Source organism: Paraclostridium sp. AKS73 (assembly GCF_025671395.1).
In the GTDB taxonomy this organism is placed as follows: Bacteria; Bacillota; Clostridia; order Peptostreptococcales; family Peptostreptococcaceae; genus Paraclostridium; species Paraclostridium benzoelyticum.
In genome coordinates this window covers 1-22,954 of record NZ_JAIXHU010000031.1, presented here as the reverse complement: position 1 = coordinate 22,954, position 22,954 = coordinate 1, and the positions used below count along the sequence as shown (strand labels likewise).

Here is a 22,954-nt window from a genome sequence, read left to right as displayed (position 1 = left end):
ACGATTTTATTCAAGTACCAATCATAAAATATATATCTATTATTAAGTTTGCTAGATAATAGATTATTTATTAAAAAGGCATAATTATATGTAATTGTTTAATTTAGTAGGTTGCTGAAATGAGTAAATATTAAGAAAAGCACTGTGAAGTTTAGCTTTCGGACTATAAATAGTAACTATGATATAATATGAAATATACTTATTATGTAATTGTTACACAATACAAAGTAAATATATTTTATAAGATGTAAAATATAAGTCTTGGGGAGGAACTTCGTATGAACACATCAACATTTCTAGAAATATTAACAGTAGCAGAAAAACTAAAATGCAACACTAGGCATTCATGGACATCAAGTGGACGCCATGAGAGTGTAGCGGAACATAGCTGGCGTATTGCATTAATGGCATTATTAATGAGAGATGAATTTCCAAGTATTGATATGGATAAGGTAATTCGTATGTGTTTGATTCATGATTTAGGGGAGGCCTTTACTGGTGATATTCCAGCTTTTGATAAGAAGGAAGAAGATAGCAAAAAAGAGGATGAAATATTTTACAATGGGTTGAAACTTTTCCTGCTCATTATAAAGAGGAATTTATAGAACTTTTAGCTGAAATGAATGAACTTAAAACAGAGGAAGCAAAGCTTTATAAAGCCTTAGATAACTTAGAAGCAGTTATTCAACATAATGAGGCTGATATCAGTACGTGGATTCCGTTAGAATACGATTTACAATTTACTTACGGTTCGGACAAGGTGGAATTCTCACCGTACTTAAAAGAATTAAAGCAAGAAATAGACAGAAGAACTGCAGAAAAAATAGCTCAAAATAGTGAAGAGCTTACAAACAAGTAAAGGATCATTAATTTTAATGATCCTTTACTTGTTTGTAAGATTAAATTTAGTAAATTTCACTAGATTATAGATAAAGTAAATTTATTGATTAAAAAAAATTGAAATATGATATATGGAAAACTGGAATTATAAAATAAATTTAAAATGGGTTATATTATAAAGGTTTCTTAAAAAAGAATTTGGATTGATAAAAATGCAAGAAAATGATTAAAAAATGGTATAATATGGTACATGACACAAAAAATTGACTGGAATTTATATAAAAAAAAGAATATAATGTCAAAGTGTGACATTTGATTACAATATTGTAATTGAATATATTTAGGCAAAGTACTAATATATTTATAGATTATGAACATTTTAGAGGAGAGTAAATATGAAAAAATTAATTTATTTCATTATACCATTGGTAGTGGGCGGTATATTTTTATTCGGACTAAATAAATTCCTTGATTCTAAAATTGCTTACATGCTTGAAGAAAAAGATTTGAAACCAATAATGAACAATTCTTTAAGTAATATAAAAGATAAAGGCGTTATTGCTAATAACCATTTTTACACAAAAAAGATATAATGATGCTAGGATCATCAGAGCTAGGGCATTCAACAAAGCAACACCCTACTTATTATTTTAATACGAACAGAAGTAAAAATGAAGTTATTACGATCGGGAGAGCATATACTCAGAACTTACAAGATACTACTATTTTAGGTAGTTTTGATCCAAGCATAAAGGATAAAAAGGTTGTTTTATTAGTTTCAATGCAGTGGTTTATGGATAAAGAAGGGGTTACTTCTCATCACTATCAGACGAGATTTTCTCCAACTCAATTTTATGCATTTTTAAACAACCCAGATATTTCTAAGGAAAATAAGGCTAGATTTGCAAATAGAGCGAGTAAACTATTAATTGGATCAGAAGAATACAAGTCTGAAGCTATATATGCTAAGTTATATAGTTCTGATACATTTGTATCAAAAATTGAAAAAGTGCTATTAGCACCTTATTTCGAGTTTAGAGAAGATACGGTGAAACTTAAAGAAAAAGGTATGTTATATGAAAGATTAGTAAATTTACCTGACAAAAAAGCTTTAGCACCTGGAAAGCCTATTAATTGGGACAGAGAAATGCATCAAGCTATAGTAGATGCTAAGAATAGAGTAGGTAAAAACAATCTATGTATAGATAAAATATACTATAAAAAGAATTTTGGAAAGAACTTAAATAAAGTAAGAGGTAAATACAAAGATGTAAATCTTGTAGAGTCAAAAGAGTTTGATGATTACCAACTTACTCTAGACGTGTGCAACGATTTAGGTATAAAGCCTGTAGTTGTACTTATACCTGCTATGGATAAGTTTTACAATGTAACGGGTATACAAAAAGATGAGAGATATGAATTTTACAATAAAGCGGGGAATCTTGCAAAACAACACGGTTTTGATGTTATTGACTTAAGATCAAAAGAAAATGAAAAGTATTATTTACGTGATGTGATGCATCTTGGAACGAAAGGTTGGGTAGATGTTTGTGAAAAGTTATTTAAAGAATTTAACCAGCAATAAGTACTTAATGATGAGTATTTGTTTTTCAATAATAATAATTGCAGCTATATTAATATTAACATTTACTCCATTTAAAGAATTGCCATTCATATACAATGAGTTTTAATAAGGAGGATTAGACATGAAAATTATTGAAGGTATAAAAAAGTATTCAAATACAGATAGAATAGCATTAAAATGCAATGACGAAAATCTTTCATACAAAGATTTAGATAAGTATTCAGAAGCTATTGCTTTATACTTAAAAGACATTTATGGAGATGAGGATACTCCTATAGTTATATATGGAAATAAAGAAAATAAGATAATGGCATGTATGATAGGGGCTTTAAAATCAGGAAGAGCTTATGTACCGTTAGACATAAGTTTCCCAATAGATAGAGTATTTGAAGTAACAAAAGAAGTTAAACCAAAGGTGATTTTCAATTTTAGTGAAGAAACTAACTTTGGCGATTTAAATATTGTAAATGAAGAAAAACTTAATGAGATAATAAAAACTTATGAAGGTAAGTCAATATCTAAAGAAAACTGGGTAAAAGATGATGAAAATGCATACATTTTATTTACATCAGGAAGTACAGGAAAGCCAAAAGGGGTACAAATAAGTTCGAATAACTTAGATAGCTTTGTTGATTGGATAAGTCCATACTTAAAAATTGATGGAAGTGAGAAAGTTATAATGAACCAAGCTGCATACTCATTTGATCTTTCAGTAACATCTATATATCCAGGATTAGTTCATGGTGCTACATTATTTTCTTTATCAAAGAAAGTGTTAGCAGATTATAAAGAACTATTTAATCAATTTGGAAAGTCAGATATGGGTATTTGGGTTTCTACTCCATCATTTGCAGGTGTTTGTGTAACAGAAAATAGTTTTAATAGTGAAATGTTACCAAAATTAGAGTCTATGATATTCATAGGTGAAGCTCTTCCAAAACCTTTAACTAAAGAGTTATTAGAGAGGTTTCCAAACACTAGAGTTATAAATGGATATGGACCAACAGAAGCAACAGTAGGTGTAAGTGTAAATGATATGTGTGAAGAACTTATAAATGATGAAAAAAGTTTACCAGTTGGGTATCCTATGGAAAACTGTAAAATAAAAATATTAGATGAAGATGGAAATGAAGTTAAAGAAGGCGAAAAAGGTGAAATTATAATAATTGGACCTTCTGTTTCAAAAGGTTATTTTAATAACAAGGAAAAAACTGATGAAGTATTCTTTTATGATGAAATCGATGGCGTTAAATATAGAGCTTACAGAACAGGATATGGGATACCTATTAGGTGGAAATATCTACTACTGTGGAAGAAGAGATTTCCAAATAAAATTAAATGGATTTAGAATAGAAATTGAAGATATAGAGAGCAACTTAAGAAAAGTTGAAAATGTTAAAAATGCAATAGTTTTACCAGTTTATAAAAATGAAAAAATTGCGTACTTAAAGGGAATTGTAGAATTAAAAGAAAGTAATTCATTAAGTGATATAAAAAATGGAGTGGTAATAAAAAAAGAATTAGGTAAATATATCCCTTCATATATGATACCTAGAACTATAAAAATTATAGATGAGTTCCCTACAAATATTAATGGGAAAATAGATAGAAAGAAACTTATGGAGGAAAATTAATGACTTTTTCACAATATGGAGATTATTTTTATCTTTATATATTACTATTAACAGCAATACCAGCAGTAATTTTAGGGTTAAGAGAAAAAAACATAAAGTATTATGGTATGATAGCGACTGCATTCATGATACTTTTAATAGTTGGTATAAATGTTAGACTTTCATTTTTAATAGCATTTATGGTATTAGAAATAATAGTAGTTAAAGGATATGAATATGTAAGAAAAAAAACGGATAGTAAATTGGTTTACAGACTATTTTTGCTAGCTTCTATGTCTCCTATTATAATAAATAAAATTTCGCCGCTTACATCATTTGGAGCAATAGGGTTTATAGGTATATCATACCTAAACTTTAGAACTATACAAATGGTAATTGAAATTTATGATGGAGCAATTAAAGAAGTTAAAATTTCAACAATGCTTTATTTTGTATTGTTTTTCCCAACATTAAGTTCTGGGCCGATCGATAGATCAAGAAGATTTGAGAAAGACTTAGAAAAGAAGATACCTAAAGAGGAATATATAGATGATTACTTAATACCAGGTATTAAAAAGATATTCATGGGTGTGGGTTATAAATTTGTAATAGCATTTTTAGTAAACACATATTGGATGTCAAAAATACCTTCAGAAATAAACTTTGTAAATGGCATGAGTTATATGTATGCATATAGCTTATATTTATTCTTTGACTTTGGAGGATATAGTTTATTTGCTGTAGGAACAAGTTATATATTTGGTATAAAAGCGCCAGATAACTTCGATAAGCCATTTTTAAGTAAGGATATGAAAGAATTCTGGACAAGATGGCATATAAGTCTTTCAAGATGGTTTGGGGATTACATTTTCTCAAGGTTTGTAATTTCATCTATGAGAAAGAAAAGATTTAAAAAAAGAGCTACAGCATCTCATGTTGCACAAATGATTACAATGATAACTATGGGATTTTGGCATGGATTAACATGGTTTTACATTGTATATGGTATATACCAAGGGGTAGTGCTTGTACTTACAGATATGTATCAAAAGAAATCAAAGTTTTACAAACAACATAAAAAAGATAAGTGGTTTGAGATTGTACAAATTGTTATAACATTCCATATAGCATGCTTTGGGTTGTTAATTTTCTCAGGTTACTTTGCTTAATTTAAGGAGGATATAAAATGCAAGAGACAGTTATAGGAATTTTTGAAGATGTTTTAGGATGTGACGAAATAAGAGAAGATTTAAATTTAAATTTATTTGAAGCAGAACTTTTAGATTCATTAGCAATAATAGAAGTTTTACTTGAAATTGAAGAAAGATTAGGAATAACACTTCAACCAACAGACTTAGAAAGAAGTGATATGGCAACAGTAAATAACTTAGTTAAGTTTTTAGAAGGTAGAAAATAATAAAATTTTATAATAAAAAATTAAGGAGGAAACTTATTTCCTCCTTGGTTTATTTATAAAACATCGATATAATCCATATATTCAACTATATCATTATAAATTTCAAATACAGGACTTATATTTTTCATAGTATTATCAAAGTATAATTTTATAACATCATCAGTTTTATAAAGAACTAAATCTTTATTGTCTTGATTTACAAAAGATATAGTTTTTTCACTATTATACTCATCAACATCGATAGTTTTTACAACGCAATTATGTTTGCTTATTTTTGTAGCAATATTGAAAAGTAAATCATCAGTGCAGTTTTCTAGTCTTAAAACTAGGCAATGATATGTAGTTTTAAAATTCATGGGAAACCTCCTTGAATAAAGTCAAAATTTGGCATATTATAATGCCATATAAAAATTTTAACACATTTGTATAAAAAAACAAAATTTGCAAAATTTAAAAATAAATATATAATATATAAAATAGACTAGTTAAGGAAATAATTAAATTAAACTTAAGATTCAGAGGAGACGAAGTTTTATGTCAAAAGTAGCAAAAGCAGCTGTCGGTTTAATGGCTGCAACATTAATAGCCAAGATACTAGGATTTGGGCGTGAACTAGCTTTATCTTACGCATATGGAGCGTCAGGTACAAGTGATGCATTCTTAGTAGCTATGAATATACCTGCAGTTATATTCTCGGCAATAGGAACATCTTTAGGAACTGCATTTATACCTCTATTTTGCGACTTAGAGGCTAAGCAAGGAAAAAAAGCTTCCCTTAGATTTTCAAATAACGTACTTAATATAGTTGTTTTGTTATGTTTAATAACTTCTTTAGTAGGAGTTGTTTTTACAGAACCGATTGTTAAGTTGTTTGCGGTTGGGTTTAAAGGGGAAACATTAACTCAAGCTATATATTTTACAAGAGTACTAATTCTTGGAATGGCATTTTTAGGAATGAGTTACATAATGATGGCATTTTTACAAGTTAAAGAAAACTTTATAATACCAGGGCTTATGTCTGTACCGTATAATATGCTTATTATAATTTCTATATTTTTAAGTGTAACAATTAACCCAAATTTACTACCTTGGGGTACTTTACTTGGATTATCTTTACAATTTATATTCCAATATCCATTTGCTCGTAAAAAAGGATTTAAGTACAGACCATATATAAATTTAAAAGATGAATACTTAAAGAAAATGTTATGGCTAATAGGACCTGTTTTAATAGGTGTAGCAGTAACGCAGGTTAATAGTATAGTAGATAGAACAATAGCTTCTACCTTGGTAGAAGGAAGTATTTCTGCGCTTAATTATGCAACAAAATTAAATCAGTTTGTAATGGGTATGTTTATAGTTTCTATATCTTCGGTTATATACCCAATGCTTTCTAAATTATCTACAGAGAATAATAAAAAGAAATTTAAAGAATCAATAGTAACAGCTATAAATGTAGTAACATTAATAATAATACCTATTTCTGTAGGAGCTATAATACTTGCTCAACCTATAGTTAAGTTATTATTCCAAAGAGGAGAGTTTGATGCTAGAGCTACACAAATGACATCTATAGCACTTGTATTCTATTCAATTGGGATGTTAGGTTTTGGGCTTAGAGATATTTTAGGTAAAATATTCTATTCATTACAAGATACTAAAACACCTATGATGAATGGTATTATTGCAATGATATTAAATATTGTATTAAATTTAGTTTTTGTAAAATATACTAATATGGGATTAGGTGGACTTGCATTTGCTACAAGTATTTCTTCTTTAGTAACTATAACTTTATTATCTGTAAGTTTAAGAAAAAAAATAGGTGCATTTGGTGGTAAGAAAATTATCACAGTTCTTATAAAATCGATAATATCGGCTCTTTTAATGGCTCTTGTAACTAAGTTTACTTATAATGTTATAGACGCAGTTTTAAGTGCTGGATTTATACAAGATGCAATTAAATTAGCTGTGTCTGTAGGATTAGGTGCTATAGTATATGCAATTTCAATAATTGTATTAAGAGTAGATGAAGTTAAATTAATATTCAAAATGATAAACAAAAAAGTAAAACATAAATAAAAAGTAGAATAAAAACAAAAGATACAGCTTAAGCTGTAGCTTTTTTGTTTTTAAAATTGTTAATATATAAATGATTAGAAAATAAAGTTTATTTAACAATAAAAAGAAATATATGTAACTTGTAGAAATATAATAAAATAAGAAAAATAATTAAATAGGTGATGTAATGAGTAATAAATTAAATGAAGGCAATTACGAACTTGTTTTAAAACATACGATAAAAAACTTTCAACAATCTAATATAGATCGAATATTACAAATGTCAAATTCTACATACAATCACGATGAACAATACTTCAAAATTAAATTCCTAAATACATTTTTAAAAGTACAATATCCATCAGGAAAAATCTTAACAGAATCTAATGAAATCATAAATGACACAGCTACAAATATATTGATACTAAGGTTCTTAACTAATGCAAAGGGGATAAAAGAAACTAAAAAATATTTAACTTACAAAGAAGTTGAAGGTGGGTATGTTTACTATCCAAATTTTAAATCAAGAACTATTAAAAAATTTACAGATAGCTATGGTAAGGAAATAGAGAAATTTAAATTATATATGGAAAATATAGGGGCTGAAAAATTAGAAATAGGGGACATTTCATATAAGGTGAGATTTATAAATGATACTTATGTGGTGTTTGTATTATGGGAAGGCGACGAAGAGTTAGAGCCATCTGGAAATATATTATTTGACGCCAATATAAGTTATTATTTTAATGCTGAAGATTTAGCAGTTGTTCCAGAAATAATATTGCTAAATTTAAAATAAATATTGAATTAGAATGTCATAAATTGTTAATTATCATAATATATACTATTAATAGATTAGAGGGGGTATCTAATTATGAATATATATGGAAGTATAAGAAGTGTGAAGAAAAAACAAAGTAAATTATACACATTGGTTGCAATAGCTGATGTACTAGCACTAGCTGCTTCATTTGGAATTATAATGATAAATTATTAGAAGTAAAAGGCTGTTTCATTTGAGACAGCTTTTTTACGCTTAAATAAATTATGATTGCTAAAAATCTTCAAATAATCCATTAAACTTATGTATATCAAAATTATATGTTTTGAGCGTAAAAAAGCCTTTGAGCAACGGACGAAGTCGTTTGAGTAACGGGACACGAGTTTACCGAGTGGACGTTGACGATATGAAATTTGAACGAAATGAGTGGAGTGAATTTTTTCATTTATATTATAATGGTATATATAATATAAACTTGGGAGGATACGATGGAATATATAGAACAAATAAAAAACTATAAACCTATAAATGAGCAGGAAAAAATGATAGAGAATTAATATTAGAATGTATAGAAAAGTACGACGATATATTAACTAGAGATAATAAGATTTGTCATATAACAAGTTCAGGATTTATTGTTAATAAAAATAGAGATAAAGTACTTATGATACATCATAATATATACAACTCATGGGGATGGACAGGTGGCCATGCAGATGGAGATAGTGATTTATTAAATGTAGCTATAAAAGAAGCTAAAGAAGAAACCGGGATTAAAAGTGCTAAACCAATAACGGATGAAATATGCTCGATAGAGATTTTAACAGTTAATTCTCACATAAAGAGGGGAAGTTTTGTATCGTCACATTTACATTTATCCGTAGCTTATATTTTGGAAGCTGATGAAAATGAAGAGCTTTTTATTAAAGAAGATGAGAATAGTGGAGTAAGATGGATATCGATGGATGAAATTGATATTAATGTAAATGAGAAACACATGCTAAGTATTTACAACAAGCTTATACAAAAAGCTAAAAATATTTAAAAAGTTTAAAATAATACCAAATAATCAATCATTGACATTTATATTTATTATAGATATTTAAAGGAACTAAACCTATAATATTAGTATATGAATAAAATAATATTTGGGGGTATTTTAAGTGAAATTTATAGATTTACATTGCGATACGATAGATTTATTAATGTTAGGAAAAGGTGGAAGTAATTTAAGTCAAAATGAACACTGCATAGATATAAAAAAACTAAAAGAAGGTAACTGTTTAGCTCAGACATTTGCATTATATGTTGACATTGCTGAACATAAAAATGCATATAAGCACTGTATGAATATGGCAAATAAATTCCATGAAGAGATAAAATTAAATAATGAATTTATAGGCTTAGCTACTAACTATACAGAAATAATAAAAAATGAAAAAGAAGGTAAAATGAGTGCACTTTTAGCAATAGAGGAAGGTGCTGTCTTAGAGGGCAATATAGAAAATTTGAAAAAATTCTATGATCTTGGAGTTAGAATGATTACATTAACATGGAATCATGAAAATGAAATTGGGTATCCACATATAAAGCCAGAAAATGCAACTAAGGGACTAAAACCATTTGGAATTGAAGTTGTTGAAAATATGAATGATTTAGGTATGATTGTAGATGTATCACATTTATCTGATGCAGGTTTTTATGATGTAGCAAAGATATCTAAAAAACCATTTATTGCAACTCACTCAAATTCAAGAGAAATGACTAAACATAGTAGAAACTTAACTGATGAAATGATTAAGATATTAGCAAATGCAGGAGGTTTAACTGGAATAAATTTCTGTAGTGCATTTATAGGTGAAACTCCTATGACTATGATAAGTGATATGGTAAGACATATAAAACATATGAGAAATGTAGGGGGAATAGATGTAATAGCACTTGGTTCAGATTTTGATGGAATAGAGTCTCCTGTTGAAATTAAAAATTCAAGTGAAATGAATAAGCTTGCAATACAGTTAGAAAAAGAAGGTTTTAAAGTTGATGAGATAGAAAAGATTTTTTATAAAAATGCACTTAGAGTAATTAAAGATGTAATGTAAAAAAACATGCTCATTCTATTTAATAGAATGAGCATGTTTTTGAGTGTCTATTTTATTAACTCTAAATATCCACTTGGGTGGAAATAGTAAATATGACTAGTATCTTGGTCAACGAAATATCCCATATCAGATTCAACGTCTGGTAAGAATACGTATCCTTTTAAACCTTTGTCTTGTAAAGCTTTAAAATTATCTGAAGTTCCTTGGAATATGTAATTTACTTTGTCATTATTATTTATTAAAAGCTGTTGTGCATCAGCTTGAGTTAATGTATTTTGTTTTTGAACAGTTGCTTGATTATTATTTTCTTGAGCAAAAGTTATTTCATGAGTAGGATTTACTAAAAATAGTCCTCCAACTAATATTGATAAAACTAAGATTGATTTTTCATATGTAAAACCCCTTTTCTTTATATAATATTTATTTAAGTATAATTGCTTATGTCTTTCTATATTTAAATATTACCATAGAAAAAATATAGATAACAGTTACACCGTTGTTACTTACGGTTACGAAATTGTAATTAAAAATGTGTTTGAAACAAAAGTTAATAAATGTGAATATATACTCTTTTTAATTCCTATTATATAATTAATATGTATGAAATTTTATTGAGAGAGGTTTTTATGGCAGGAGAAGGAATAGTACTTAATTTACTAGAAAAAACTAGTTTTCTAATAGTAATTTTAATTTTAATGAGTAAAATTAAATTTTTAAAAAACATATTAAAAAGTGAACAAAACAGCAAAAGAAATTTAATTATAATTTCAGGAGTATTTAGCTTTCTTGCTATTGTAGGAACATACCTTGGAATAGATGTAGAAGGATCTATGGCAAATGTACGAAATATTGCCATAGTTTCAGGAGGAATGTTGTTTGGTCCTATAGTAGGGGTTACAGCAGGTATTACTGCAGGAGTACATAGATTTTTAATTGATATAAATGGGATAACAGCAATACCTTGTTTTTTAACTAGTGTTCTGGCAGGTATTTTATCAGGATACTTATGCAATAGAGTAGGCAGTGATAAAAAATGGTTGGTTGGAATAATATGTGGAATGTTTGTTGAAAGCATGAGTATGGAAATTATATTAATATTATCAAGACCTTATGATATAGCGGTATCTATTGTAAGACATATCTATATACCTATGATGATAGGTCAAGTTGGAATAGGTTTTTTAATATCTATTTTACAGAGTTTAAGAAGAGAAAAAGAAGAGATCGCAGCTCAACAAGCAAAATTATCACTTGATATAGCGAATAAAACACTCCCGTATTTTAGGAATATGAATAAACAATCATTAAATAAAGTTTGCGAAATAATAAAAAATGATATAGATGCTGATGCTGTGTCTATAACAGATACAAAAGTCGTACTATCTTATGTTGGAATAGGTGAAGACTATTTTAAAAATAATAATAAAACTTTAAGCAATATAACCAAAGAATGTATTATTAAAGGTGAAATTATATATATAAAAGAGGAACAAGAAGAATATTTAGTTGATAAAAAAACTCCTTTAAAAACAGCTATGATAATTCCTTTAAAAGAAAATGATGAAACTGTAGGGACATTAAAAATATACTATTCAAAACAACGTGAAATAACGGAATCTAGACAGGCATTAGCTATTGGGTTATCTCAAATGATATCTACATTGATGGAAATATCAAAAGTTGAACAAATAAAAGAGGCAGCAAATAAAGCTGAAATAAAGGCCTTGCAGACTCAAATAAATCCACACTTTCTATTTAATGCATTAAATACGATAACTTCATTTATTCGAATAAATCCAGATATAGCTAGGAATTTAATTATAAATTTAGCTACTTTTCTAAGGTACAACTTAGAATTTAGTGATACAACTATAGATATAAAAAAGGAATTAGAGCAAGTAAAAGCATATGTTGAAATTGAAAAAGCAAGATTTGGAGATAAGTTAAATGTAATTTATGATATAGATGAAGATGTTAATATAAAAATACCAAGTTTAATAATTCAACCATTGGTTGAAAATGCAATTATACATGGAATAAGAACTAATGGAGGTCATGGGACTGTTAAAATTAGCGTTAAAAATAAAACTAATAAAATATATATAAGTGTAGAAAACGATGGAGTAACTATAGATGAAGATATAATAGAAAGAGTTAAAAATGGGAATATGCCAGAAAATAAAATTGGCCTTTATAATGTACATTTGAGAATGAAACTTATGTATGGCAAAGGTTTGAGTATAAAAAGACTAAATCCAGGTACAAAAATAGAATTTTCAATATAGGAGGATTTAATAGTGAAGTGTATTATAGTAGAAGATGAATTTCCAGCAAGAGAAGAGCTAAAATATTTTATTAAAAATCATAGTAATATTGAAATTGTAAACGAGTTTGATAATGGAATAGATGTTTTAAAGTTTATACAAGAAAATAATATAGATGTTATATTTTTAGACATAAATATACCTATGTTAGATGGCATATTGTTAGCTAAGACTATAAATAAATTTAAGTATAAGCCTAAAATTGTATTTATAACAGCTTATAAAGAACATGCAGTAGAAGCATTTGAGTTAGAAGTATTTGATTATGTTTTAAAGCCATACTCAGATCAAAGGATAATAAATACATTAAATAAGCTAAAAGACTGTGAAGAAAATGAAAAGTTTTTAAAAAGAGAACAAAATTTAGAAGAAAAAAGTGATATGCAAGATACAATAACTATGTGGAAAAATGATAAAATGATAGTTTTAAAATTTGATGATATATATTATTGTGAAGCAAACGAAAGAGAAACAATAGTTTATACAAAAGAAAATGAATATATAGTTAAAAGCTCTATTTCTGAGTTTTTCAAAAGTTTACCAAGTAATCAATTTTTTAAAACGCATAGATCTTATATTGTTAATATAAATAAAATAAAAGAAATTATACCGTGGTTTAATAGTACATATATATTAAAGTTAAATGATATAAAAAAAAGAAATTCCAGTTAGTAGAAGCAATATAAAAGAATTTAGAAATACTATGCATATATAAAAGATACTATGGATATATACGCATAAATATAGCCACTAGCAAAACTATAATTGAAAAATCAATGAGAGAATTTAATGAATTTTATGATGAATTTATAAAAAAGAAGCTATAACCTAAGTTATGGCCTCTTTTTTTATATAGATTTACTAAACGAATTTTAGAAAAATTAAAATTATATAAAAATTTTAAAAATAATATTGACAATGATAACTATTATCAGTAAAATATAAACCAAGTAATGAAAACTATTATCAATAATTAACTGATTTCAGAAAGAGAGAGTAAACTAATGAAAAAAAGATACTTATTAATTGTATTGATATTATTGTCAATAGCCTCCTTATTTATAGGAGTTAATGATATAACTTTAATGGATATTATAAGCTACAATAAAGAAAAAGTAGATATATTTTTTATAAGCAGGGTTCCTAGGCTGATAAGTATATTACTATCAGGATTAGGAATGAGCATATGTGGATTAATAATGCAGCAGGTAAGCAGAAATAAATTTGTTTCACCTACAACGGGTGCAACAATTGATTCAGCACAGTTAGGGTTAGTATTTGCAATGCTGATTATACCAAGCACAGGCTTAGCTGGAAAAATGATAGCATCATTTGCTTTTGCACTTGCAGGAACTTTTATTTTTATGAAGATTTTAAAAAGTTTAAAGTTTAAAAACGCTGTATTTGTTCCATTGATAGGTATAATGTTTGGAAACATTATAGGTTCTGCAACTACTTTTATAGCGTATAAATACAATCTTATGCAAGATATAACTGCTTGGATGCAAGGTAACTTCTCTATGATAATAAAAGGGAATTATGAAATGCTATACATAACAATACCATGCATAATAATGGCTTATATATATGCAAATAAGTTTACAATAGCAGGAATGGGTGAAGACTTTGCTACTAATTTAGGTCTTAATTATAATAAAGTTATTAACTTAGGTCTTATGATAGTTGCAATTGTAACAGTTTGTGTAGTTATAACAGCGGGAAGTATACCTTTTATAGGTTTGATAGTACCAAATATAGTATCTATGTACAAAGGTGATAACTTAAAGGATAGCATATGGCATACTGGATTATTTGGAGCAATATTTGTTTTAGTATGTGATATATTCTCAAGGACTGTCATATATCCATATGAAATTCCAATAGGGCTTACGGTGGGAGCTATTGGAAGTATAATATTCCTTTTTATGATTTTAAGGAGGGGAAATCATGCAACAGCTTAGTACTTTAGAAAAAGAGATAAATATAAATATAAACTTAAAAAGTAAACTATACATATTAGGGGCTCTAATCGTAATTTTTTCAGCATTATTTTTAACTGTAGGAGTTAATTTTGATCATATAGATTATGTTATGAGCCAAAGGATACCTAAACTTATAGCAATTGTTATAACTGGGGGATGTATAGCTTTTTCATCAATTATATTTCAAACTATAACAAATAATAATATACTAACACCAAGTGTACTAGGATTAGATTCATTATATGTTTTAATTCAAACAGTAATAGTATTTTTATTAGGAGTGGAAAGCTCATTTATAACTAACAAAAGTTCTAACTTTTTACTATCATCATCACTAATGATTTTAGCATCTTTTATTCTTTACAAAAAACTTTTTGAAAGATCTAACAATAATGTGTTTTTCTTACTACTTGTTGGTATGATATTTGGAACCTTATTTAAAAGTATGTCTACATTTATGCAAGTAGTGATAGATCCAAATGAATATGCTGCACTTCAAAACAGTTTATATGCTAGTTTTAGTAATGTAAATACAGAAATCTTGATGATGTCAGTGATAATGATTATAGCTATTATACCATTTATATATGATGAACTTAAAATGTTAGATGTAATATCTTTGGGAAAAGATCATGCAATAAATTTAGGCGTAAATTATGATAAAGCTGTAAAAAAATTAATAATAGTTGTGGCTATGTTAGTTTCAATATCAACTGCTTTAGTTGGACCTATAACATTTTTAGGACTTTTGGTGGTAAATGTAGCAAAGCAGTTATTTAAAACATACAAGCACACATACTTGATAAGTGCATCAATTTTAATAAGTATATTAACTTTAGTAGTAGGTCAGTTTTTAGTAGAAAGAGTATTCACATTTACAACTACTATAAGTGTAATTATAAACTTTATAGGTGGATTATACTTTATATACTTGTTATTAAAGGAGAGTAAAAATCAATGATACAAGTAGAGAACTTAATAAAAAAATATTCAAATAAAAATGTTGTTGATAAAGTATCTATAAATATAGAAAAAGGCAAGATAACTTCATTTATAGGTCCAAATGGAGCTGGAAAGAGTACAGTTTTATCGATGATAACTAGGCTAATGAAAAAGGATAACGGAGAAGTTCTAATAGATGGCAAGAGATTAGAAGAGTGGGATAACAAAGAGTTGTCTAAAAAAATAGCTATATTAAAACAATCAAATAATATAAATTTAAAACTTACAATTAGAGAACTAGTTAGCTTTGGAAGATATCCTCATAGCGAAGGAAGATTAACAAAAGAAGATGAAAAATATATAGATGAAGCTATAGATTTTATGAAATTAAAAGATATTCAAAACAAATATTTAGATGAATTAAGTGGAGGTCAAAGACAAAGGGCCTACATAGCGATGGTAATAGCACAAAACACTGAATATGTATTTCTAGATGAACCACTTAATAACTTAGATATGAAACATTCTGTTGAAATGATGAAAGTTCTTAGAAACTTATGTGATGAATTAGGAAAAACTGTTGTATTAGTTATGCATGACATAAATTACACATCTTGTTATTCTGACTATATAGTAGCATTGAAAGATGGTAAAATTGCTAATCACGGGAAAACACAAGATATAATCAATAAAGAAGTCTTAGAAGGTATATATGATATGGAATTTGATATTAGAGAAATAAACGGAGATAAGATTTGTGTTTATTTCTAAAAAATTTAAATATTAACTGATAAAGATAATCATTATAAAAAAGGAGAAAAGAAAAATGAACAAAAAAGTGGCGTTAATATCAGGAATTGTTATAGTTGGTTTAATAGGAGGAACATTATTATTTGGATCTAAGAAAAATGATAAAACTAGCGAACAAAACAATAATGTTATAAAAATTGAACATGCACTGGGAACAACAGAGGTGAAAGAAAATCCTAAAAAGGTAGTAGTATTTGACTATGCAGCATTAGATGCTATAAAAACTTTAGGAGTAGAAGGAGTAGTAGGGACGGCTCAAAGCTCATCTATGCCACCTTACTTAAGTCAATATGAATCTAGTGAATACGCAAATGTAGGCGGACTTAAAGAGCCAGATTTAGAAAAAATAAACGAACTTAAACCAGATTTAATAATAATAAATGGAAGACAACATAGTTTCTATGACAAATTAAGTGAAATAGCTCCAACGATATCTTTAGCTAAAGAAGATGGAAAATATATGGAATCTTTTGCACATAACATGAAAGTATTAGGAGATATATTTAACAAAGAGGATCAAGTAGAGTCGGAACTAAATAAGATAAATGAAAAATAGAAGTTATAAATAAAGAAGTTACTAAAAATGGATACAAAGCAACAACATTAATGGTAAGTGATGGAAATTTAAGTGCTTTTGGGTCTGATTCAAGATTTGGAATGATATATAATAATCTTGGATTTAAAAATATGGATAGTAATTTAAAATCTGCAGACCACGGTCAAGATATATCATTTGAGTACGTATCAAGTCAAGATGCTGATTACATGTTTGTTATAGATAAATCAGTTATAGCAAGTGATAAAAATCAAAAGCCAGCTAAAGATATATTAAATAATGATTTAGTAAATAAAACTGATGCTGCTAAAAATGGAAACATAGTATACTTAGATACTCATTCTTGGTACTTAAGTGATGGTGGATTTATATCTACAAATACTATGTTAGATGAAGTAGATAAAGCGATAGATAATAAATAATATAAAAAAGTTGTATGTAAACTATTCAGTTTTCATACAACTTTTAAATTTCTATTAATATTGTTTTTTTTAATTACATATACTCAAATTGGGTATATAATAGTATAGACAAGGAGGGATGGTATGTTAAAAGAATTTATAAAATATTACAAGCCATATAAAAAATTATTCATACTTGATTTAATAGCTGCATTTGCTGTAGCTTTATGTGACCTAGTTTATCCTATGATAACTAGAAATATAATGAATGAAGTTGTACCAAATAAGGATTCAAGGATGTTAATTGTATTTGCAGTTACATTACTATTAATATTTATAGTAAAAGCAGGATTAAATTATTTTATGCAGTACTGGGGGCACGTTGTAGGAGTTAGAATGCAAGCTGATATGAGAAGCTATGTATTCACTCATTTACAAAAGCTTCCTAATTCATATTTCAATGATAATAAATCTGGGGTTATAATGTCTAGAATCATAAATGACCTTATGGAAGTTTCAGAATTAGCACATCATGGACCAGAAGATTTATTTGTGTCATTAGTTATGTTAATAGGTTCATTCTTAATATTATTAGGAATAAATGTACCTCTTACATTAATTATTTTTGCGATATTGCCATTTATAATTTTGTATGCTGTAACGCAAAGAAAAAGAATGTCAAAAGCATTTATGGACACGAGAGTTAAAACAGGAGATGTAAACGCGACATTAGAAAACAGTATAGCAGGTATGAGGGTTACTAAATCATTCTGTACAGAAAAAGAAGAGTTAGAAAAGTTTAATGAATCTAATGATATATTTAGACATGCAAGAGAAGGAGCATACAAAGTTATGGCAGAGTACTTCTCAGGGATGTTCTTATTTATAGATATATTAAACCTAGTTGTGTTAATAGTTGCTGGATACTTTACTTATATGAATTATATAAACTTAGGAGATTTTGCAGCATATCTTCTTTACGTAAATTTATTTATACAACCAATTAGAAAATTAATAAACTTTACAGAACAATACCAAAATGGTATGACTGGATTTGAAAGATTCTCAGAAATTATAAATGAAGAAACTGAAAAAGAAGCTAAAAATCCTATAGAGCTTAAAGATGTTAAAGGAAACATAGAAATAGAAAATGTTTCATTTACTTATGAAGATGACAATGAAGTATTTAAAAACTTAAGCTTATCTGTAGAAGCTGGAAAGACAGTAGCATTAGTTGGTCCATCTGGTGGAGGTAAAACTACTTTATGCAACCTTATACCTAGATTCTTTGATTTTGAAGAAGGAGACATAAAGATTGATGGAATTAGTGTAAAAGATGTTAGTTTAAATTCATTAAGAACGAATATAGGTGTAGTAGCTCAAGATGTATTTTTATTTACAGGCACAATAAAAGAAAATATAATAATCGGAAAGTCAGGTGCAACTGATAAAGAAGTTATAGATGCATGTAAAAAAGCTAGAATACATGATTTTATAATGACACTTCCAAACGGATATAATACTTACGTAGGGGAGAGAGGAATTAAGCTTTCAGGTGGTCAAAAGCAAAGAATATCTATAGCTAGAATATTCCTTAAAAATCCACCTATAATGATATTAGATGAAGCTACATCAGCTCTTGATAATGTAACAGAACAAGAAATACAAAAATCTTTAGAAGAATTAGGAAAAGATAGAACGAATTTAGTTGTAGCCCATAGGTTATCAACTATACAAAGTGCAGATGAAATAATAGTCTTAACTCAAAATGGGATAGAAGAAAGAGGAACTCATAAAGAGTTAATTGAAAAAGGTGGAGTATATTCAAAACTTCATAGAAAATAAAAAATACTTAAGCATAAGGTAAATAGGAATTATATTTACCTTATGCTTTTTTAGATTGATTAAGGTGAGTTTTTACGAATAGATTAACATCTAAAAACATATATGCATATAAAAGAGTATTAATTATTTTAAGGAGGGAACTGTAAATGAAAGATTCTATATATCCTCAAATGAAAATAATAGAAACTGATAAATATATATTAAGACCTATATGTGTAGAAGATGCAATAAGTATGTTTGAGTATTATAGCCAGGATAAAGTAGTTAAATATCTTCCTATAAAAACCCATAAATCAATAGTTGAAACAAAAAGATTTATAAGAAATTATTTTATAAATAGCTATAAAAAAGGAAATGTAAATCATTGGGCTATAATAGATAAAAAGAATAATAAATTAATTGGCAACATAGGTCTTAACAATGTGTCTAATAAAGATAAAGAGGCTGAGATTGGTATATGTATAAATCCTATTTACTGGGGAAATGATATAGCGACAGACTTGACTAAGTATTCCTTGATGTATGGGTTTAAGGTTTTAAATTTAGAAAAGATAACAGCTACTACATATGAAGAAAATCCCAGAACAAGAAAATCTTTAGAAGGCTTAGGCTTTAAATATGTAAAAACTTATGATAAAAAAATGAAAATTTCAAACTCCATGAAAATGATAAAATGTGATAAGTATGAATTATATAGAAAAAATTATATATTATCTAGATATTTAGATTAATTAAATTTGAAAATAGACATAAAAAGAGTATGAATTTAATTTCAATACTTTTTTTTAAGGGACATTTTTAATAATTAAAAATATAAAACGGGGATTTATATTAATCATTAATTACAATAAATATTCTGAATATTATTATAGTTTAAAAAATAAAAAATGTAAATATAATTTTAAAAAAAAATTATATTTAATATTAAGGGAACTTGTCTATAATACAATATGTATTGGAAAATAATGGTCATTCATATGGAATTCATATTTATGCTATAAAATATAGTTGAAGATAAATTTTAGGAGGTACATAAAGTAATATGGATAAAGAAAAAAACATATAAGTAAAAAAGTATGGATAATTACAGGCGTTTTAGCAGTTGGAATAGGTGTAGCAGGATTTTATATTGGAAAAGAAAAAGGAAGAGATTTACCAGCAACGAGTAGGCATTATAGCGAAAATAAGGTAATAGCAACTATTGGAGATACAAAAATAAAAGAAAAAGAATTAAAAAATGTAATGGAACCTTTATTTTATATGAATGGCAAGACTAAAATGACTGATGAAGAGATAGATTATTATGAACAAAATATGATAGACCACATAGTAACTACAGAAACACTATATAAAGATGCAGTTAAAAATAAATTTAAGTTAGACAAAAAAATAATTGACGAACAATACAGCAATTATATGGCTACTATATCTAAAACATTTGGGCTAGATGAAGAAACTTATTTAAAACAGTTTGGAATAACTAAAGATGAAATGAGAAAGTCTATAGAAAAAGAAGCTGTGGCTGCTAAATATATAGAAGAAAAAAGTCAGGTAACAGATAAACAAGTTGAAGATTATTACAACAAGAATAAAAAAGATTTTAACCAAATAAGTGCATCTCATATATTAATAAAGAATGCTGATGAGAATGGTAAAAAATTAGATGATGCTAAGTTAAAAGAAAATAAAAAATTAGCTGAAGATATATTAAAACAAGCTTTAGAGGGCGGAGACTTTGCTCAACTAGCTAAGAAGTACTCTGAAGATGGAAGTGCTCAAAGTGGAGGGGACTTAGGTTACTTTGGAAAAGGTGATATGGTAGCTGAATTTGAAAAAGCTGCATTTACTTTAAATAATGGTGAAATATATCCTAAGATTGTTGAAACTCAATATGGATACCACATAATAAAGAAAACTGGAGAAAAAGAAATGTCTTTTGAAGATGTTAAAGAAAAGCTTAAAGAGCAACTAGTAGGAGAGAAACAAAATTCTTTAATTGATAAGTTAACAAAAGAATATAAAGTAGATGTTAAAAAATAAAATTTATTAAAAATGTGTCTTCCTATATGACTATGATTTATAAATGTGATAAAATTATAGTAAGCATATACGGGGGGGCGATTTTAAATGATAAAAAGACCACAGGAACTAACTGAAAAAAAAGTTAAAAACCTAAGGGATGGTAGAGGAACTACTACTATGTATCATTTGATTGAAGGAAAAGAATTAAAAAATAAGGCTAAGTTAATTTCAAGATTAGTTTTAGCACCAGGTTCATCTATAGGAGTTCATGATCATACAGATGATTTTGAAGTATATTATATAATTAAAGGTGAAGGCAGAGTATTAGATGATGGATTTATGCAGCCAATTGGATCTGGAGATGTTGTATATACAGCAGATGGAGAGTCACATTATCTAGAAAATACTGGTGATGAAGAATTAGAATTAATAGCAATAGTTATAAATGATTAAAAAAGATGGGATAACCCATCTTTTTATGCTTAAAAAATATATTTATTAGAAATTACTGATATTATATGAAACTTAGTTATATAAATTAAATCTGTTTTGAGCATAAAAATTTAACATATTTTAAATATTAAATGTTAGAAAATAGTTTTTTTGTTGTATATATAATTTGTAAAGAAAAATATGAAAATAGCCCAAAATAGTTTTTTTTCGTATACTATTAAAATTAATAGAAAAAGTTACAAAATTTTAACTGTTTATGTTCAATATACAAGTAAACTGTCGTATATAAAACGTAAGTATAAAATTAACTTAAAATAGGGGGGATATTTATTGAATAAAAAAATAGCAATAGCTACACTAGCATTTATGCCATTGACAGCTACAAATGTATTTGCATCTGGGCAGGAAGGCATTGTAACAGCAACATCATTAAATGTAAGAAGCGAACCTTCAACGGAAAGTTCTTTTCTTTTCTCTATTAAGCAAAATGAAAAAGTAACTATATTAGAAAGTCAAGATGGATGGTATAAAATAAAAGTAGGAAATGGAAATTCTGGTTGGGCTTCTAGTGAGTATATAAAAACAGATCTTGGTCAAAATAACCAATCAGAACCTAAAAGAACAGTTATAGCCGATGTACTTAATATGAGAAGTGGAGCATCTACAAGTTATAGAACAATAGCAAAAATAAAAAAAGGAACTGAAGTCGAATTAATATCAGAAAGTAATGGATGGTCAAAGATTAAGTATGAGGGAAGAATAGGATACGTATCAAGTGAGTTTCTATCAAGTGAGAATGACATAAAACCAATTGAAAAACCAATTGAAAAACCAAGTACTAATCAAAATACAAATACTAACACTAATGCAAATGAAACTAAAGCAATAGGAAAAACAAAAGTAGTAACAGCGACATCATTAAATGTAAGAAGTGGGCCATCAACAAGTAATAGAGTGATAGGATCACTAAAACAAAATGATAAAGTAGAAGTAATATCAGAAAGTAATGGATGGTCAAAAGTTAAGTACAGTGGAAAAGAAGGATATGTATCAAGTACATATTTAAAAGACTCTGATGGTGGAAATACTGGAGGAGGAAGTGAAAATCCAAATCCAACACCAGGAAAAACAAAAGTAGTAACAGCGACATCATTAAATGTAAGAAGTGGGCCATCAACAAGTAATAGAGTGATAGGATCACTAAAACAAAATGATAAAGT

The 22,954-nt window shown here is 27.3% G+C and carries 26 protein-coding genes; 25 read left to right on the top strand and 1 reads right to left on the bottom strand.

Going from position 1 to position 22,954, the window contains the following annotated elements; all coding sequences use genetic code 11:
- The first annotated feature begins 278 nt into the window (after positions 1-278).
- From LEQ07_RS21810 to dltC, 8 genes are all read left to right on the top strand, one after another.
- A complete protein-coding gene (locus LEQ07_RS21810) occupies positions 279-605 on the top strand; it encodes an HD domain-containing protein (protein WP_332843232.1) in 327 nt (108 codons plus the stop codon).
- Positions 606-619: 14 nt separating this feature from the next.
- Entirely contained in the window at positions 620-859 is a 240-nt protein-coding gene (locus LEQ07_RS21805; RefSeq protein WP_332843231.1) for an HD domain-containing protein, read from the top strand.
- Positions 860-1,235: 376 nt separating this feature from the next.
- Complete coding sequence (locus tag LEQ07_RS14760; protein WP_263331233.1) at positions 1,236-1,433, top strand: hypothetical protein; 198 nt, start codon at positions 1,236-1,238, stop codon at positions 1,431-1,433.
- Positions 1,433-2,425: a D-alanyl-lipoteichoic acid biosynthesis protein DltD gene (gene dltD, locus LEQ07_RS14755; RefSeq protein ID WP_263331232.1), complete on the top strand. Its 993-nt coding sequence runs from the start codon at positions 1,433-1,435 to the stop codon at positions 2,423-2,425. The genes LEQ07_RS14760 and dltD overlap by 1 nt, the downstream gene beginning before the upstream one ends.
- A 121-nt stretch (positions 2,426-2,546) precedes the next feature.
- A complete protein-coding gene (locus LEQ07_RS14750) occupies positions 2,547-3,773 on the top strand; it encodes an AMP-binding protein (protein WP_332843230.1) in 1,227 nt (408 codons plus the stop codon).
- On the top strand, positions 3,700-4,059 hold the full coding sequence (locus tag LEQ07_RS21800; protein ID WP_332843229.1) for an AMP-binding enzyme: 360 nt from the start codon (positions 3,700-3,702) through the stop codon (positions 4,057-4,059). Before LEQ07_RS14750 ends, LEQ07_RS21800 begins: the two co-directional genes overlap by 74 nt.
- Positions 4,059-5,207 carry a D-alanyl-lipoteichoic acid biosynthesis protein DltB gene (dltB, locus tag LEQ07_RS14745; protein ID WP_263331231.1) on the top strand — a complete coding sequence of 383 codons (1,149 nt, stop codon included), beginning with the start codon at positions 4,059-4,061 and terminating at the stop codon, positions 5,205-5,207. Before LEQ07_RS21800 ends, dltB begins: the two co-directional genes overlap by 1 nt.
- Positions 5,208-5,224: 17 nt before the next feature.
- Positions 5,225-5,455 carry a D-alanine--poly(phosphoribitol) ligase subunit 2 gene (gene dltC / locus LEQ07_RS14740; protein ID WP_021428708.1) on the top strand — a complete coding sequence of 77 codons (231 nt, stop codon included), beginning with the start codon at positions 5,225-5,227 and terminating at the stop codon, positions 5,453-5,455.
- A gap of 53 nt (positions 5,456-5,508) precedes the next feature.
- Here dltC and LEQ07_RS14735 read toward each other — a convergent pair whose 3' ends face one another.
- Positions 5,509-5,811, bottom strand: a complete 303-nt coding sequence (locus LEQ07_RS14735) for a hypothetical protein (protein ID WP_046822268.1) — start codon at positions 5,809-5,811, stop codon at positions 5,509-5,511.
- 178 nt (positions 5,812-5,989) lie between these two features.
- Here LEQ07_RS14735 and murJ point away from each other — a divergent pair, with 178 nt between their 5' ends.
- The 17 genes from murJ to LEQ07_RS14650 form a co-directional block, all read left to right on the top strand.
- Positions 5,990-7,537: a murein biosynthesis integral membrane protein MurJ gene (murJ, locus tag LEQ07_RS14730; protein ID WP_046822267.1), complete on the top strand. Its 1,548-nt coding sequence runs from the start codon at positions 5,990-5,992 to the stop codon at positions 7,535-7,537.
- Between the two features lie 166 nt (positions 7,538-7,703).
- The gene (locus tag LEQ07_RS14725) at positions 7,704-8,315 is read left to right on the top strand and encodes a DUF3786 domain-containing protein (RefSeq protein WP_046822266.1); all 612 of its coding nucleotides are present in this window, start codon (positions 7,704-7,706) and stop codon (positions 8,313-8,315) included.
- Positions 8,316-8,390: 75 nt separating this feature from the next.
- Positions 8,391-8,513 carry a hypothetical protein gene (locus tag LEQ07_RS14720; RefSeq protein WP_263331229.1) on the top strand — a complete coding sequence of 41 codons (123 nt, stop codon included), beginning with the start codon at positions 8,391-8,393 and terminating at the stop codon, positions 8,511-8,513.
- Positions 8,514-8,961: 448 nt separating this feature from the next.
- Complete coding sequence (locus LEQ07_RS14715) at positions 8,962-9,342, top strand: NUDIX hydrolase (RefSeq protein WP_334307511.1); 381 nt, start codon at positions 8,962-8,964, stop codon at positions 9,340-9,342.
- A gap of 118 nt (positions 9,343-9,460) precedes the next feature.
- Positions 9,461-10,399, top strand: coding sequence for a dipeptidase (locus tag LEQ07_RS14710; RefSeq protein ID WP_263331228.1), 939 nt, complete (start codon positions 9,461-9,463; stop codon positions 10,397-10,399).
- Between the two features lie 626 nt (positions 10,400-11,025).
- Positions 11,026-12,684 carry a sensor histidine kinase gene (locus LEQ07_RS14705; protein ID WP_263331227.1) on the top strand — a complete coding sequence of 553 codons (1,659 nt, stop codon included), beginning with the start codon at positions 11,026-11,028 and terminating at the stop codon, positions 12,682-12,684.
- A 12-nt stretch (positions 12,685-12,696) separates the two neighbouring features.
- Positions 12,697-13,395 (top strand): LytR/AlgR family response regulator transcription factor, encoded by a 699-nt coding sequence (locus LEQ07_RS14700; protein ID WP_332843228.1) that lies wholly within the window; start codon positions 12,697-12,699, stop codon positions 13,393-13,395.
- A 332-nt stretch (positions 13,396-13,727) separates the two neighbouring features.
- Entirely contained in the window at positions 13,728-14,684 is a 957-nt protein-coding gene (locus LEQ07_RS14695; RefSeq protein ID WP_263331226.1) for an ABC transporter permease, read from the top strand.
- Entirely contained in the window at positions 14,671-15,666 is a 996-nt protein-coding gene (locus LEQ07_RS14690) for an iron chelate uptake ABC transporter family permease subunit (RefSeq protein WP_046823008.1), read from the top strand. The genes LEQ07_RS14695 and LEQ07_RS14690 overlap by 14 nt, the downstream gene beginning before the upstream one ends.
- Positions 15,663-16,418: an iron ABC transporter ATP-binding protein gene (locus tag LEQ07_RS14685; RefSeq protein WP_021428691.1), complete on the top strand. Its 756-nt coding sequence runs from the start codon at positions 15,663-15,665 to the stop codon at positions 16,416-16,418. Before LEQ07_RS14690 ends, LEQ07_RS14685 begins: the two co-directional genes overlap by 4 nt.
- Positions 16,419-16,473: 55 nt before the next feature.
- Positions 16,474-17,013, top strand: coding sequence for an ABC transporter substrate-binding protein (locus LEQ07_RS14680; RefSeq protein ID WP_263331225.1), 540 nt, complete (start codon positions 16,474-16,476; stop codon positions 17,011-17,013).
- A gap of 50 nt (positions 17,014-17,063) precedes the next feature.
- On the top strand, positions 17,064-17,435 hold the full coding sequence (locus LEQ07_RS14675; protein ID WP_263331224.1) for an ABC transporter substrate-binding protein: 372 nt from the start codon (positions 17,064-17,066) through the stop codon (positions 17,433-17,435).
- 123 nt (positions 17,436-17,558) lie between these two features.
- Positions 17,559-19,259: an ABC transporter ATP-binding protein gene (locus LEQ07_RS14670; protein WP_263331223.1), complete on the top strand. Its 1,701-nt coding sequence runs from the start codon at positions 17,559-17,561 to the stop codon at positions 19,257-19,259.
- A gap of 146 nt (positions 19,260-19,405) precedes the next feature.
- A complete protein-coding gene (locus tag LEQ07_RS14665; protein ID WP_046823005.1) occupies positions 19,406-19,990 on the top strand; it encodes a GNAT family N-acetyltransferase in 585 nt (194 codons plus the stop codon).
- Positions 19,991-20,501: 511 nt separating this feature from the next.
- Entirely contained in the window at positions 20,502-21,299 is a 798-nt protein-coding gene (locus LEQ07_RS14660) for a peptidylprolyl isomerase (protein WP_332843227.1), read from the top strand.
- A gap of 87 nt (positions 21,300-21,386) precedes the next feature.
- Complete coding sequence (locus LEQ07_RS14655) at positions 21,387-21,734, top strand: cupin domain-containing protein (RefSeq protein ID WP_021428853.1); 348 nt, start codon at positions 21,387-21,389, stop codon at positions 21,732-21,734.
- A 330-nt stretch (positions 21,735-22,064) separates the two neighbouring features.
- Positions 22,065-22,954: SH3 domain-containing protein (locus tag LEQ07_RS14650; RefSeq protein ID WP_263331222.1), on the top strand; the 890-nt coding region annotated here is incomplete at its 3' end.